General features: G+C 38.3%; 14 protein-coding genes. 6 read left to right on the top strand and 8 right to left on the bottom strand.

The window, feature by feature from the left end; translation table 11 throughout:
- The first annotated feature begins 86 nt into the window (after positions 1–86).
- Positions 87–428 (top strand): transcriptional regulator, encoded by a 342-nt coding sequence (locus tag CNR22_13785; GenBank protein ID PBQ34904.1) that lies wholly within the window; start codon positions 87–89, stop codon positions 426–428.
- A 90-nt stretch (positions 429–518) separates the two neighbouring features.
- Here the strand turns inward: CNR22_13785 and CNR22_13780 are convergent, their stop codons facing one another.
- Positions 519–1,493 carry a LysR family transcriptional regulator gene (locus tag CNR22_13780; GenBank protein ID PBQ32799.1) on the bottom strand — a complete coding sequence of 325 codons (975 nt, stop codon included), beginning with the start codon at positions 1,491–1,493 and terminating at the stop codon, positions 519–521.
- A 122-nt stretch (positions 1,494–1,615) separates the two neighbouring features.
- Between CNR22_13780 and CNR22_13775 the strand changes: the two genes are divergently transcribed.
- A complete protein-coding gene (locus CNR22_13775) occupies positions 1,616–2,035 on the top strand; it encodes an OsmC family peroxiredoxin (protein PBQ32798.1) in 420 nt (139 codons plus the stop codon).
- 69 nt (positions 2,036–2,104) lie between these two features.
- Here CNR22_13775 and CNR22_13770 read toward each other — a convergent pair whose 3' ends face one another.
- The 3 genes from CNR22_13770 to CNR22_13760 are packed head-to-tail and all read right to left on the bottom strand — an operon-like array spanning position 2,105 to position 4,623.
- Positions 2,105–2,650: a hypothetical protein gene (locus CNR22_13770; GenBank protein ID PBQ32797.1), complete on the bottom strand. Its 546-nt coding sequence runs from the start codon at positions 2,648–2,650 to the stop codon at positions 2,105–2,107.
- Between the two features lie 57 nt (positions 2,651–2,707).
- Positions 2,708–3,403 carry a hypothetical protein gene (locus CNR22_13765; protein ID PBQ32796.1) on the bottom strand — a complete coding sequence of 232 codons (696 nt, stop codon included), beginning with the start codon at positions 3,401–3,403 and terminating at the stop codon, positions 2,708–2,710.
- Positions 3,394–4,623: a hypothetical protein gene (locus CNR22_13760; protein PBQ32795.1), complete on the bottom strand. Its 1,230-nt coding sequence runs from the start codon at positions 4,621–4,623 to the stop codon at positions 3,394–3,396. Before CNR22_13760 ends, CNR22_13765 begins: the two co-directional genes overlap by 10 nt.
- A 138-nt stretch (positions 4,624–4,761) precedes the next feature.
- On the opposite strand from CNR22_13760, the gene CNR22_13755 reads away from it, so the two are divergent.
- Both CNR22_13755 and CNR22_13750 read left to right on the top strand, forming a co-directional pair.
- Positions 4,762–6,033 carry a hypothetical protein gene (locus CNR22_13755; GenBank protein ID PBQ32794.1) on the top strand — a complete coding sequence of 424 codons (1,272 nt, stop codon included), beginning with the start codon at positions 4,762–4,764 and terminating at the stop codon, positions 6,031–6,033.
- Entirely contained in the window at positions 6,026–6,724 is a 699-nt protein-coding gene (locus tag CNR22_13750) for a DNA-binding response regulator (protein ID PBQ32793.1), read from the top strand. The genes CNR22_13755 and CNR22_13750 overlap by 8 nt, the downstream gene beginning before the upstream one ends.
- 96 nt (positions 6,725–6,820) lie before the next feature.
- Here the strand turns inward: CNR22_13750 and CNR22_13745 are convergent, their stop codons facing one another.
- The 4 genes from CNR22_13745 to CNR22_13730 form a co-directional block, all read right to left on the bottom strand.
- On the bottom strand, positions 6,821–7,042 hold the full coding sequence (locus CNR22_13745) for a hypothetical protein (GenBank protein ID PBQ32792.1): 222 nt from the start codon (positions 7,040–7,042) through the stop codon (positions 6,821–6,823).
- Positions 7,043–7,679: 637 nt separating this feature from the next.
- Positions 7,680–8,138: an ATPase gene (locus CNR22_13740; protein ID PBQ32791.1), complete on the bottom strand. Its 459-nt coding sequence runs from the start codon at positions 8,136–8,138 to the stop codon at positions 7,680–7,682.
- A gap of 289 nt (positions 8,139–8,427) precedes the next feature.
- On the bottom strand, positions 8,428–8,703 hold the full coding sequence (locus tag CNR22_13735; GenBank protein PBQ32790.1) for a hypothetical protein: 276 nt from the start codon (positions 8,701–8,703) through the stop codon (positions 8,428–8,430).
- Positions 8,704–8,705: 2 nt separating this feature from the next.
- Positions 8,706–10,643, bottom strand: coding sequence for a S9 family peptidase (locus CNR22_13730; GenBank protein PBQ32789.1), 1,938 nt, complete (start codon positions 10,641–10,643; stop codon positions 8,706–8,708).
- A gap of 290 nt (positions 10,644–10,933) precedes the next feature.
- On the opposite strand from CNR22_13730, the gene CNR22_13725 reads away from it, so the two are divergent.
- Both CNR22_13725 and CNR22_13720 read left to right on the top strand, forming a co-directional pair.
- Complete coding sequence (locus CNR22_13725) at positions 10,934–11,782, top strand: 6-phosphogluconate dehydrogenase (protein PBQ32788.1); 849 nt, start codon at positions 10,934–10,936, stop codon at positions 11,780–11,782.
- A 415-nt stretch (positions 11,783–12,197) separates the two neighbouring features.
- Positions 12,198–13,562 (top strand): hypothetical protein, encoded by a 1,365-nt coding sequence (locus tag CNR22_13720; protein ID PBQ32787.1) that lies wholly within the window; start codon positions 12,198–12,200, stop codon positions 13,560–13,562.
- Positions 13,563–13,766: the final 204 nt, after the last annotated feature.

Below are 13,766 nucleotides of genomic sequence, written 5' to 3'. Positions count from 1 at the left end.
TTTTTGTCAAAGGTATACCGCCAATGCTATACTTTTGTGTGCAGTATACTATAGTATAGCATTTGGAAAAATTAACAAGACAGCAAATGAAAAAGAAGTATGTATGTAATTTTAATTGTGGAACAGATATAAAATATATCCAGGATACACTTTATGTTCTAAATGGAAAATGGAAAGTGCCCATCATCGTATCATTGAGTACAGGCCACACGCGTTATCGGGAGATTGCAAAAAGTGTACCCAATATTACTTTCAGGATGCTTTCCAAGGAACTGAAAGAACTAGAATTAAATAAATTGGTAACAAGAAAGGTTTACGATGATATCCCCGTTCGCATTGAATATGAAGTAACTGAGTATTGTAAAACCCTTTGGCCGCTGCTTGGAGAAATGATAAGTTGGGCGAAACATCACAGAACGGTTATTTGATTTAAAAATATTGTTTACAAAAAAATTTAAACTGCATTCACTGCTCAAAAACCATAATCTGCAACTTAAAACCATGAGTAGACGGTTTAACTACCTTTGGTGCTGACTCACAGCCTTCACAAAATAAGGAGAATCGTTCCAGCGTATCTTTTTATAAGCAAAATCTTTTCGCAGCGAAGAAGGCAGGCAATCCCAAATGGCTTTGCTCATTTTTTCCAATGCCAGTTTTTTAGTGAAGGTATCAGAAACCACAAGACTTATTTCGCGCACTGGTTTTGGTTCTTTAAACTGTTTAAACAAACGTGTGTCCTTTTCATTGATCATAGCGAGTTCAGGAATGATGGCAAATCCTAATTGTGCACGTACCAGATTTTTTAAGGTTTCGATAGAACTAATATCGTAACTGAATTGTTCTTTTATTTTTCCGGAATCCTTAATGCCGCAAATATCGAGTAGTTGTGCATTGTAGCAATATTCGCTTTGCAGAAGCAAGAGTTCTGTTTTATCATTAGCTTGTAATTTGTAATGGGAGCTTTTCGCCATAGGATGATCTTCATTTAAATAGGCTACAAAGGGCTCTTTAAAAACAGGATGCTCGATCAAATTCGGGTTACCTGTGGGAGTGGCCATCAGAGCTACATCCAGCGCTCCCGTCTCTACATCCTGCATCAGCTGCCCGGTGCTTGCTTCTTTTATAATGTAGTGCATTTTAGGAGTGGCCACCTGCATAGCTTTAATAAATAAAGGAATCAGATAAGGAGATAAGGTGGAAATCACTCCTAATTTAATTTCTCCTTCTAATTTATCTTTTTCATGAATCACAAAATCCCTTATTTCATCTGCTTCCCGAAGGATTTTTTTTGCACGCCTGATTATTTCGGTTCCCAGCGCAGTGGGGGTTAGCGGAACCTTATTCCTATCGAATAATTTAATCCCAATCTCTTCTTCCAGGTTTTTTAATTGAGTGGTAAGCCCCGGCTGTGTAACGAGGCACGCCTCCGCTGCCCTGGCAAAATTTCTTTCTTCGTCTAAGGCCACAATGTATCTGAGTTGTTGAAGAGTCACACTTATAAATATTATTTATAAAGATACAATTTTATTAATTTGATTAATAATCCTTGACGCTCTAACTTTGAACCATCAAAACGAGCATTATTTTAAAAACAAAAACTTAAAAACATCAGATTATGAAATTCACAAGAAACGCAACAGCAAACTGGAAAGGTACAGGAATGGAAGGTAAAGGTCTTATCACTACGCAAAGTAAAACCTTAGACAATGCACAACTATCATTCAAAACAAGATTCGACAATGGTGTTGGAACAAATCCTGAAGAATTAATAGCAGCAGCACATTCGGGTTGTTATACCATGCAACTCAGCTTCCTCTTATCAGAAGCCGGATTTGTGCCGGAGGATTTAAACACGGAAGCAAAATTGACTTTTGAAGATGGTACCATCACCACTATTCATCTTCTGTTAAACGCTAAAGTTCCGGGAATTACAGATGAAGTCTTCCAGGCAACTGCTAAAAAAGCAAAAGAAATTTGCCCGGTTTCTAAAGTACTAAAAGCTGAAATTACTCTATCAGCAAGTCTTGTAGCTTAATACCATTAGTTTACCAGTTAACTAAAAGTCCTTACAAACCGTAAGGACTTTTTAAGTAAACTAAATTTTCTACTGCTTTACTGGAATCATCAGATCAATTACTACTGTGGGAGGAGCGCCGTCCCGCGTAATATTAAAGTCTTTGGAATTAATGACGATTTTACCTGCGAAAGTGCCTTTGGGAACCATCGGGAAACGATCCATGACATTGTTCTTACTGTCAAAAGTAAAAGGCAGTTTTATCTCTTTCATAATTCCTTTTAAGCTCAGGTTTCCTGTAGCCTCATACCTGCTTCCCTCAATTCTCTTAATAGAAGTAGAAACAAAAGTTATCAGGCGATATCTCTCGGTGTACAAGCCTTCTTTATCTTTAGCGTGTGTATTCATAAGTCCATTCCCGGTTTCAAAGGAAGTCGCGTCAATGGAAGCTACGATCCGTGATTTTTCCGGATTGATTTCATCAAAGGAAATAAGTGCATCTAGCCCCTTGAAATACCCCATGTCTGTTTTTACCGAATATTCTTTTTGTGCTTTCCAGATAACGGTTGTTACTACAACAAAAGCTGATGTCGCTGAAAACATTGCGGCTAGTAGAACTAGTTTAAGTAGTTTCATAATTTTCAATTTTAAGGGGCGTTAGTTTGTTAAGTTATTTTGATTTTTTTTAAGTCTTTATTGTTTGACACTGCGTTTCTTTTCGTCAGGATCACTTTTTACAAATACATTTTTGCACCGGTATTTAGTAACAGGAAAATTCCCATTTACTTCACTTTCAATTGTAAAGCTGTTTTTCGCAAGGGATACAGTACCCGAACTTGTGCCGCCTTGATGCCTGTAATACTCTACCTGTATTTTATCTCTCTGCAATGAGGTTATAGGAATAACAAAATCCGGACCTATTTTCAGATTTACCAATTCAAAATGATTTTTCAAAGGAGAGGGAGAAATGTAAGCGGTGTAATTTTCTGCAGCTACAGAACTCTCTGAAGCCTTAACCGTCGTGCAAGTGCAAACTGCCCGATAAGGTCCATTTAAAAACGCAGCACTGTTTTCTACTACATGCACGGTTCGGGTTACAGTCACTGACTTGTTTCCAAACTTATCTGTATAATCATGATCAAGGTAATAAGTGCCTATTTTCGAAGTGTTCACTTTTCCTGTAACGGTAACTCCTTCGCAGGGTTCTACTTCAACTGTTTCAGAATTATAGAAGGTATTTAAATAAGCGGTGTCTACGATTTTTGAAATATAAATTACCGGAGCAGAGTCTGGTTTTGCAGATTCATATTCGCAACCCATGCATGAAACTGCCATTAAAAACACTCCTGCTTTTTTCACATAACTGGTAGAATTCCAAATCATTTCCATGGTCCTTTTTTAGTGACGTTTATAAAAAGATTTCTCTCTTCGTCATACCGAAACAAACCGCCCGATGATCCAATCCACAGGGTTCCATTTTTGTCTTCCATAAAACTTTGAATAAATCTGTTTGGCAACTCAACGTGTTCATTAAAATTTTTAAACCGTTTTACTCCCATTGCATTTGGTGTTCCTTCATACCGGTAAATTCCGCCGCCCGCAGTTCCTACCCACAACCTTTGTTTGCTGTCTTCGAAAAATGTCCAGATAAAATTTCTGCTCAAACCTTCGGGCACCTTAAAATTTAAAGTATAGGTATTAAAATAAGTTTTATTTACCGGAAAAGATTTTACATCATAATAAGAGATCCCTCCAAATCTTGTTCCGAACCAAAAATTACCTTGCTCATCCTGGTGAATACATTGTACAAAATTATTACAGAGTCCATCCTTTTCAGATAAATTACTTAAGAAAGCTCCTCGTCCTGTAGAGTCCATAAGACGGGTATCATAGCGGTAAACACCGCCGCCGTTGGTAGCAAACCAAATATCGCCAGCTTTATCTTCGAAGATATAATTAACCAGGGCTGGACTCGGATAAGCGTCAGGAAAATTCTTAAGATCAGGGACAGGCAGTTTAAATTTTGTAAAAGTCTTGTGGTCGTAATGCGACACACCATTTTCTGTACCAAACCAAAAATCGCCCTTTTTATCCTGCAGAATGCTCCAAACCTGGTTATTGGCCAATCCGTGCATCATTGTAAAATTTGTAAAAAGCTTAGCGCGTTCTTTTGCGTGTTCTTTTTCCTCACTTTCATGTGTCAGATCATGTTTACATCTGTTCATGACGCAAGCGCCGGAGGCGTGCTGCACGTTGTACCTTGAAACCCCGCCGTCGGTGGCTAACCATATATCTCCATTTTTATCTTCCACAAAACCACGCACGGCACTTCCTCCTAATCCATCTTTCATCGTGAAATACACCAGCGTGTCTCCGTTATACATGGCAAGTCCATCTCCGTTAGTACCGAACCAGAGATTTCCCTTTTTATCCCGGTGCATACGACGAATATACTGACTTACCTGTAGCTCCGGATCTAATTCAACCGTAGATATAACCGAATTGGCGCTCTTCGCATCGGAAATTGCTTCCTGCTTTGTCTGTGCATCACAGGACATAATAAATGAGATCACTACGAAATAAATTATCAAGTTAGAATTGGTCCGCATATACTAAGACTTATGTAGATTTGCCTTTTGTCAAAGATACCAGGCGATTCAATGCCTTCTTGTTACTCAGTAGTTATTGCCTTGTTAATGACTTGTTAACGGAAATAAGATGGAACAAAAAATAAGTACTTTTAAAGGATGAAGTTAAACCGGACCTATTTATTCATTGCAGTGTCTTCACTCGCTTTGGTGATCGTTTTGATCATACAGGTGAACTGGATTTTTGAAACGGCAAAAGTAAAGGAGGAGCTCTTCACAGAAAAAGCGAACATAGTACTCTCAAAAGTAACTGAAGCTCTTTCTTCCGACAAACAAACCGTTCAGACCATTGGCAATGAAGAGCAGGCGTCACGCAGTATTGTAATCAATTCCTGTAAGACAACCGAAGTCTGCATCAGCAATCCGGATATTGAAAAAATAAATAAACTCTTCCGCCAATACATGAGTTTTTATAATTTTTACATCGATTATTCTTTTGTAGTCATAAAAGAACCTATGTTTTCTCTTAAAGATAAAAGCGGGTTTAAAAATAATATTTACAGGAAACGTTTGGATGAGATCGCCAGCAAAAATGGTTTGGAACTTGTTCTCATACTACCCGATAAGGAAGAGTTTATCCTGCAGGAAATGGGAACACCTTTTGTCTCTTCGGTAATCCTGATAATTGTGGTATTGGTGATGTTTTGGCGAACTGTGATGTCTTTAATGAAGGAGAAAAAAATATCCGAGCATACGACAGATTTTTTAAATAACATGACTCATGAATTTAAAACGCCCCTCACTAACATTGCATTGGCAGGCAAAATGATGTTGAAAGACACAACGCTCAAAAATGAAGAAAAAATAAAACATTACTCGGGCATAATTTTAGAAGAAAATGAAAAACTGCGGCTCCAGGTAGAACAGGTGCTCAGTATGACTGCGCTTGAGAGAGGAGAAATTCCTTTACAGAAAACTGAACTGGACATTCATCAATTGATAAACACTTGTACAAAAGCAATTTGTATACAAATTGAAAACAGGCTGGGAATTTTGAGGACCGAGCTTAAAGCTGAAAGGTCTATAGTACTGGGAGATAAAACGCATCTCGCAAACGCCTTGTGCAATCTGATAGACAATGCGATTAAATATTGCGAAGAAAAACCAGAAGTTACAATAGAAACAAGAAACAATGGCGACGCTGTAATGATCATTGTATCTGACAATGGGATCGGGATAGAATACAAATATCATCAGCAGGTTTTCGATAAATTTTTCAGAGTTCCCACCGGAAATATTCACGATGTTAAAGGATTTGGTTTGGGTTTGGCATACATAAAAAAAATCGTGGAACTACACGGTGGCGGTATAGAATTACAGAGCGAAAAAAATGAGGGTGCTATCTTTATCATAACACTTCCAAATGTCTAAAGAAAAACTAAAAATATTATTGGCGGAAGACGATCTTAACCTGGGTGTACTTTTAGTAGATTACCTTGAAACAGAAGGTTTTGACGTTAAGCTTTGCAAGGACGGCGAACTTGCTTTGAAAGCCTTTCAAACAAATGGATTCGACCTTTGCTTGTTCGACGTCATGATGCCAAAATTAGACGGATTTTCTTTGGCGAAACTAGTCAGGACAAAAGACAAAAAAATTCCACTCATTTTTATTACTGCAAGATCTTTGAAAGAAGACAAATTAAAAGGGTATGATCTGGATGCAGACGATTACATTACCAAACCTTTTGATGAGGAAGAATTACTCTGGAAAATCAAAGCAGTGATCCGTCGCATTCCTGAAAGCAGGAGTGAAACAAAAATAGCAAGCGTAGCCTTAGGCCATTATATATTTGACTTTAATAATCAATCTTTAATTATCAATGGCAAAACAAAACGCATCACCGAAAAAGAAAGCGATATTTTAAATTATTTATCGGAACATCGCAATAAAGTCATTAAACGGGATGAAATGCTGAAAACACTTTGGGGAGAAAGCGACTATTTTTTCGGTAGAAGTCTGGACGTCTTTATTACCAAGATCCGCAAGTATTTGAAAGAAGATCCTACTTTAAGCATTGAAAACGTTTTTGGCGTTGGATTTATTTTTAATGTGCCGGCTTAAATTTTCGTCAGCAGCATGAATTGAATTTTTTTTAAACATCTCAAACAAAAAAAAGCGCTGAAATTTACTTCAGCGCTTTCTTGTAAAAACAAGCACTTATTTTAATTCACAAGTGGTTAAATACGTTTCCGAATCAACAACGGTCACACCATTGTTTGTGTAGGTATAAGTGTAAACTTCGGTTGAATTTCCACAAATAGCCTCTGCATTTTTTTTGCTGGAATTAGATACATCGCGGGTGGTAACACTTTTATCACTGTCGTAATTTGTTGAACACACACACGTGTAATCTTTTTTGCAAGACGCAAGGCTAATCATCGCCGCAGCGATACATAGTAGAGATACTTTTTTCATAGTTCTTAGATTTTAGGGTTTCAGCGGCAAATATAGATAAATATTGCTGTGCCAAATGATGCGGTACATTATTTTTTCCACAGCGTTTTTTTAAAAGCAAGCTGGTTCTTAATCCCTGCATTTTGGGACAACCGGATTGAAATATCTGAACTACTTAAAAATAATTTCAGAACTCGTAACTGAAATAGGCTTTGTCTAATGTCATGTCGCGCAGGGCAAAAGAGTTAAGACTCTTTTGAGCCGGCTTGTGTGTTAGCAATGTCACGTCGAGCAGGGCAAAAGAGTTAAGACTCTTTTAAGCCGGCTTGTGTGTTAGCAATGTCACGTCGAGCTTAGTCGAATGTCACGTCGAGCTTAGTCGAATCTCACGTCGAGCAGGGCAAAAGAGTTAAGACTCTTTTGAGCCGGCTTGTGTGTTAGCAATGTCACGTCGAGCAGGGCAAAAGAGTTAAGACTCTTTTGAGCCGGCTTGTGTGTTAGCAATGTCACGTCGAGCTTAGTCGAATGTCACGTCGAGCGTAGTCGAGACGGTGCACTCAAGGTTTCGTCTGATCTCCATGCACCCCAATTTACAGTGCATTCAGACTTCTCACAAGATCTTTTAAATTTCGATTCCCTCAGCAAGCTGCTTAATGACCTCAAGCGTAGTGTTCCAATAAAACACCATGTGTTTGTAAATAGACTCCGTGGGAAAATTCCTTGCTGTAAAAATGAGACGCGTTTTATTTTCAATTGTTTCTAATCTAAATTCCAAAATACAATGATTTGGGAGCTCATCCGGCAATCTAGACAGAGAGCTTAACTGCGTGTAGCGTAAAAGTCGTTCTGACTCCACTGCTAAAACTTTTCCGGTAGTTTTAGAAAGCACCCAGTGCTCCAGGACTTCAATCGTTAGAGTATTTCCAATAGTCCAATCGGTGGTGACTTTGACCTTATCGTCGAGTAGCCATTTTTCTATACGTTCAGGCAGTGTTATAGTTTGCCATACCTTTGAGACTGGCGCATTGATACTAAGTGATTTCGTAAAATCGGGGAAAAGGGTTTGGTTTTGTTCTATCATTAAGAGATCAAAATAACCAGATATATTTTGTAATCCTTAGCGACTTATTAAAAATTAAAACCATTTTTTCAGAAAAGTTATGACTTCAATAATTTTCCGTAGTGTTATAGATCTTAGCTTCTTTAGGAAAAGCAACTCTGGATGCCGACCAGGTTTCATGTATGCTCAGTGCTTTGCTTTCTACAAGACCAAAATAATACATGTTTTAATAACTGTTTTTATTGTGAGGTCCGCATTTAACTTCGTCACATCCAATTGATGCATGATAAAAGAATGGATGTAATCACATTTACCAACCGGGCGCTTTTTTTAACGAGTCCTGCTTGGTCAAAAACTTCTGCAAGGCTGGAAGGAGATTTAAGTAGGCGAAGTATTTTATCCTTTTACTCTTAATTTTTCTATAAGTTATCTCTCCATTCATATATAATTTCAAAATCACTACCAGTTTATTTTCGCACACTTGCAGCAGTTGGTGATTTTTTCGTTTACTTTTCAAAGGATAGTTGATTCGAAAAAAAAAATCCCCGGAACAAGCTGGTTCCGGGGATTTCATTTCATTCTTCACCACTAGTTAGTAGTGGTCTTGGCACCCTTTAAATGTTTATCGAAAAACTTCTCCATAGCACCATAAAAATCAAACTGGTTGTCTTCGTTATGAAAACCATGACCTTCGTTTTCCTTCAACATATATTCTACGGTCACACCTCTCTTCTTAAGAGCTTCTACAATCTGATCACTTTCTGCTTTGTTAACACGTGGATCATTTGCACCCTGCGCAATTAATAACGGCACTTTGATTTTATCTGTATGCAGGGCTGGTGAAGCCGACGCTAAAAGCAGACTATCTTTTTTTGGATCGCCCACCATTTCATGAAACTGATCTAAATAAGGTTTCCAATAAGGAGGAATAGTATTCATAAACGTAAAGAGATTACTCACCCCCACATAATCTACAGCGCAGGCATAAAGATCTGGTGTAAAACAAATTCCAGCAAGTGTTGTATAACCCCCGTAGCTTCCGCCATAAATTGCAACGCGTTTTGGATCTGCAATACCTTCTTTCGTTAACCATTGCACACCATCCGTTACATCATCCTGCATTTTTTTACCCCACTCTTTAAACGAGGCCATCCAGAATTTTTTTCCATACCCGGTACTACCCCTGAAATTCATTTGTAAAACAGCATAGCCCCTGTTAGCTAAAAACTGAGCCTCTGAATTATATCCCCACCCATCACGGGCCCAAGGGCCTCCATGCGGATTAACAACTACCGGAAGATTTTTTCCGTCACTCCCCTTTGGAATGGTGAGATAGCCGTGAATCGTATAGCCATCGCGACTTTGATAAGTGACAGGCTTCATTACGGCCATGTTTTCTTCCTCCAGCCACGGATAAGCATTAGCTGCCTCGGTAGTAGATTTACTTGCAAAATCGTAAAGAAAATATTTTCCCGGAAGTCTGTCATTGCCTGTCCACACAACCGCCTTAGTTTTTTGATCATCATAGGCTGTTACAAAAACTTCGTAGTTTTTGAATTTGTTTTCTAAATTTTCCTGGATCGCTTTCCACTCCTGGTCAAAAAAGTGCTGTTCTTGTTTTTCACCTTCCCAATTCACACTCACAAGCATATTTTTCTGTCTGTCGTAATCAATGCCACTTAAATCATAATCCGGATTGGCATACAACTCTTTTATTTCCTTCTTTGCAATCGGATCATATTCCACAAGCGCTACCTTGTCACGATTTATATTCGTCATCACGTACATCACCTTGTTTGTAGAATCAAAACCTGCAGGACTAAAAGACTCTTTGAAGGAAACGGTCAGTAATTCTTTAAAAGGTTCTTTCTCTGTATTGCGATAGTTGTAGGTAATGTTTACACCATCCGTTTTAGTAGCAAGTCTGATAACGCCATCGTTATCTGTATACCACGAATCGTAATTCAATTTATTATCAAACAATAGAGTCAATTTACCGGTTTTAATATTCAGAAGGTACGGATCGAAATATTCTTTGTTACGTTTGTTGATGGTTATCATCAGATCATCTTCATGACCTTTGATAAATTTGAGATCATCCATGATTTCGCTGCGAATACCAGGAAAAGGTGTGAGGCAGATCGCCCCGCTTCCGTCCGGATTTACAGAAAAAATCTGGAAGTTTTCGTCACCGCCCACATCCTGCTGGTAAATAATTCTATCGCCCTTCCAAAAATAACCGCTGATGCTTCTCAAGGTATCATTGGTAACCCGCACGGCTTTTGACCCCTCTGCCGCCGGCTGAACAAAAATGTTTGTTTTACCCTTGTAATCTGCCCGGTAAGAAAAATACTTGCCATCACCGGAAATCCTGAAGCCTGCCTTTTCTGGATTTTTAAAAAATAATTTAAAATCAATCTCCTTGGCCGGAGCCTCTTTTACAGTTGCTTCTTCCGTTTTCTTTTCGCCACAACTCGAAGCCAAAAGCGCAACTACAACTACATTAATTAAGTGTTTTATTTTCATGGAATCTATTTTAAGATCTAAATATCCAGAAAAAGAAACAACATTTAGAAAATATCCCGCGATACTACATGAACGGCAAAAAACAAGTCCGTGTTAGCGTATTCAATACACCGCATGAACCATCTTATATGTAATTACTAAGATGTATTCGTTTTTTAGAAGTTGTTAAAAGCAGTTTAAACTATTTACTTTACAATTTGCTTTTCTTCTATTTCATCAACTCATAAAATGTTTCTTATATTAACCTGCTGAAACGATAAAACTAATCTCATTTACTAAAAAAATAAATTATGATAACATATATAGGAACCGGACTTCTCGGATCGAATTTTGTAAAAGCATTTCTAAAGAAAAACGAAGAGGTAAATGTCTGGAACAGAACTTTTGCTAAAGCGAAGAACCTCGAAGGGTTTGGTGCTAAAGCTTTTGAAAATATTACCGAAGCAGTAAAAAACGCTGAACGCATTCACCTCACTTTGTCGGACGACGCCGCAGTGGATGCAACACTTGAATTAGCAAAGTCAGGATTTAAACCAGGGGTTATTATTATCGACCATACAACCACCTCTACCGAAGGCGCAACCAGGCGCACAGCTTATTGGAAACATCAAGGCTTCCACTATTTGCATGCACCTGTTTTTATGGGTCCGCCAAATGCCCTGGATGGTACCGGCTACATGCTAGTTTCGGGAGACCAGGAACTCATTCAAAAAGTGGAGCCTGTTCTTTCAGGCATGACGGGCAAGCTACTCAATTTCGGAACAGAAGTTAACAGAGCTGCGGGTCTTAAACTTTTAGGCAATTCCTTTTTGCTGTTTCTTACCGCAGGCTGGTCTGATGTGCTAGCTCTATCAAAAGCCATGGATGTGCCTTCTTCAGACCTGGTATCTTTGTTCGATAACTGGAATCCCGGCGCTATGGCTCCTGCCAGACTACAACGCATACTGGCTGCAGATTTCGCTAATCCTTCCTGGGAATTGAATATGGCCCGCAAAGACGCGCGTCTCATGATGGAAGAAGCGAACGCCGCGAACCAACACCTCGCTGCCATTCCGGCAATTGCAGCAGAAATGGACAAGTGGATTGATAAAGGTTTTGGTAATAATGACTGGACTGTGATTGCGAAAGATAATGTGTAAAACAAATGACCGTAAAAATCGTCTCTGAAAATTCCCGGGACAGCACATTCCTTTTGCTTTGATTTCAACCGCTGGAACAAGACTCTGCTTAACGCATTAAAAATTTACGGCTCACTTGATTTGGTAAAGCACCCGGTCTGTTAGTATAGATTTCTATGGCGATGGACGTTATTCGTGAGTAGTCAAAAAATCTCTTCGAGGGTTCAAGGTCTGACATTCCTATGCCCTCTATTTGCAGAACAATAGAAATAGGTTTCTTACAGATGTGTGAAGAAAAAGAAATGCCAAAGTTAATCAAGCAAAAAAACGGTGTGACACTTTAGAACACATATCTTAAAATGAGTATATAAAAATCCTGTTTGGATTTTCATTATTTCTTTTATCTTTATATCAAGAAGCCTTTCCAAAGTTTATAATGACAACGGAAAATCACACCCAACTTGCGAGTATGTGCACTAAGATAAAACTTAGTGTTATTGTATTGCTAGTATTCAATTTTAATGCGGTAGCGCAAAAAGAACTCTTTAAGTTTCGGGTACTTGATACCAAAACCAATGAGCCGATTGAGTTTTGTTATGTGGTAGTGAAAGGAAAAAACAGCTCAGCGCAATCGGACGAAAATGGCCTGGTAAAAATAGCCGCTCAACACTCCGATACTCTTGTTGTCTATCAGATGGGTTATTTCATTAAAAAAATCATCGTAGAGGAAGTTGAAGCGTATGGAAACCGGGTGCATCTGCGGCCAAAGAACATTACACTCGAAGAAGTAATTGTTAAATCGAGTCGCACCGACACTTTTCAAAAAAACACGACTATTTTTTTTCTGGACTTTGAATTTTATGATGATATGATTCTTGCTCTTGTAAATAAGGGTACTAAATACAACACTCTGATGCTTATGAATCAGCAGGGAGACAAAATAACCGAGAAACAATTGTCTCTAAAAGCGGAAGTTCTTTTTAAAGATTGTTTTCAGGCCATTCAATTAATTACCAACGACAGTATTTACCAGGTTTACTTTGACTACCAGAAACTGGATCTTTTAAAGCCTTACCCCATCAAAAATTATTATGCTGTTTTGAAGCCCTGTGAATGCACTTACAGAAACAGTTTTGTACTCAAGTCGAAAAAATACCGCGCGTTAAAAAACACGTATTATCTTTTTGATGAGCAGCGTAAGTCGCAGCTTCCTCAGGAGATCATTACCATTGCAGACAGTGTTGCCATCAAAGGATTTAACATGGATTATGATCTGCAGTATTTTCTGGGTATCCGCAAAGCGGGCTATCAATACCAGACCTCGGTAACGGAGATAAAAAAACACCTCGATCTTTTGAGAGAAGAGCTGATCCTGCCTTCCAAATATGAAAGTATGCTTCCTCCTATAGCATCAGAAATGAAACGACTGGACAGTAATTATGTTTTATTCGATTACACAAATAAACACTTACGTACTTTTTCTTTAAACGGAAAGCTCAAAAGCAAAACTGATCTTACTAATTTTTCAGGAATAACCCCGCATTTGTATGTTGACCATGACACGCACAATTTAGTTTTTTCGCGTCTTAACAGCGCCGGCATTCTAACGCTTTACCGTTACGACTTAACAAAAAACACATTCACACATAGCTTTGAATTAAAAGATTTTTATTTTGTAAAAGACTTCCAGGTAAAAGAAAACAATTTGTATTTTATTCATAAAAACCGTTCAGAGTCGATGACCAGTACAAAGATTATTAAGCAACTCATCAGCTGGCAATCGATGACTAACACTTATTGAGGCAAAAGCCGGATCTTGATTTCAATAAGACAAACAGAGATGAAAAGGTTTTTAAATACCGGTAATTAAAATCCAGTTTAGTGTTGTAGCATTTATTACCGGCTTATAAAAATCATTTGCATTTACTTTTCACCGTTAATTCAAGCTGGCTCAAACAGGTAGTAGAGCTCCGGAAAATGATCTATAGTAAATGCTGCTGCCGGA

The sequence above is a fragment of the Sphingobacteriaceae bacterium genome, from assembly GCA_002319075.1.
Taxonomy (GTDB): Bacteria; Bacteroidota; Bacteroidia; order B-17B0; family Aurantibacillaceae; genus Aurantibacillus.
The sequence above is the reverse complement of the archived record's forward strand: the minus strand, read 5'-3'. Positions and strand labels throughout refer to the sequence as shown.

What these genes read in the sequence shown, in the direction of transcription:
- CNR22_13785 (PBQ34904.1), top strand. Translation starts at nt 87, where the DNA reads ATGAAAAAGAAGTATGTATGTAATTTTAATTGTGGAACAGATATAAAA.
- CNR22_13775 (PBQ32798.1), top strand. Translation starts at nt 1,616, where the DNA reads ATGAAATTCACAAGAAACGCAACAGCAAACTGGAAAGGTACAGGAATG.
- CNR22_13770 (PBQ32797.1), bottom strand. Translation starts at nt 2,650, where the DNA reads ATGAAACTACTTAAACTAGTTCTACTAGCCGCAATGTTTTCAGCGACA.
- CNR22_13765 (PBQ32796.1), bottom strand. Translation starts at nt 3,403, where the DNA reads ATGGAAATGATTTGGAATTCTACCAGTTATGTGAAAAAAGCAGGAGTG.
- CNR22_13760 (PBQ32795.1), bottom strand. Translation starts at nt 4,623, where the DNA reads ATGCGGACCAATTCTAACTTGATAATTTATTTCGTAGTGATCTCATTT.
- CNR22_13755 (PBQ32794.1), top strand. Translation starts at nt 4,762, where the DNA reads ATGAAGTTAAACCGGACCTATTTATTCATTGCAGTGTCTTCACTCGCT.
- CNR22_13750 (PBQ32793.1), top strand. Translation starts at nt 6,026, where the DNA reads ATGTCTAAAGAAAAACTAAAAATATTATTGGCGGAAGACGATCTTAAC.
- CNR22_13745 (PBQ32792.1), bottom strand. Translation starts at nt 7,042, where the DNA reads ATGATTAGCCTTGCGTCTTGCAAAAAAGATTACACGTGTGTGTGTTCA.
- CNR22_13740 (PBQ32791.1), bottom strand. Translation starts at nt 8,138, where the DNA reads ATGATAGAACAAAACCAAACCCTTTTCCCCGATTTTACGAAATCACTT.
- CNR22_13730 (PBQ32789.1), bottom strand. Translation starts at nt 10,643, where the DNA reads ATGAAAATAAAACACTTAATTAATGTAGTTGTAGTTGCGCTTTTGGCT.
- CNR22_13725 (PBQ32788.1), top strand. Translation starts at nt 10,934, where the DNA reads ATGATAACATATATAGGAACCGGACTTCTCGGATCGAATTTTGTAAAA.
- CNR22_13720 (PBQ32787.1), top strand. Translation starts at nt 12,198, where the DNA reads ATGACAACGGAAAATCACACCCAACTTGCGAGTATGTGCACTAAGATA.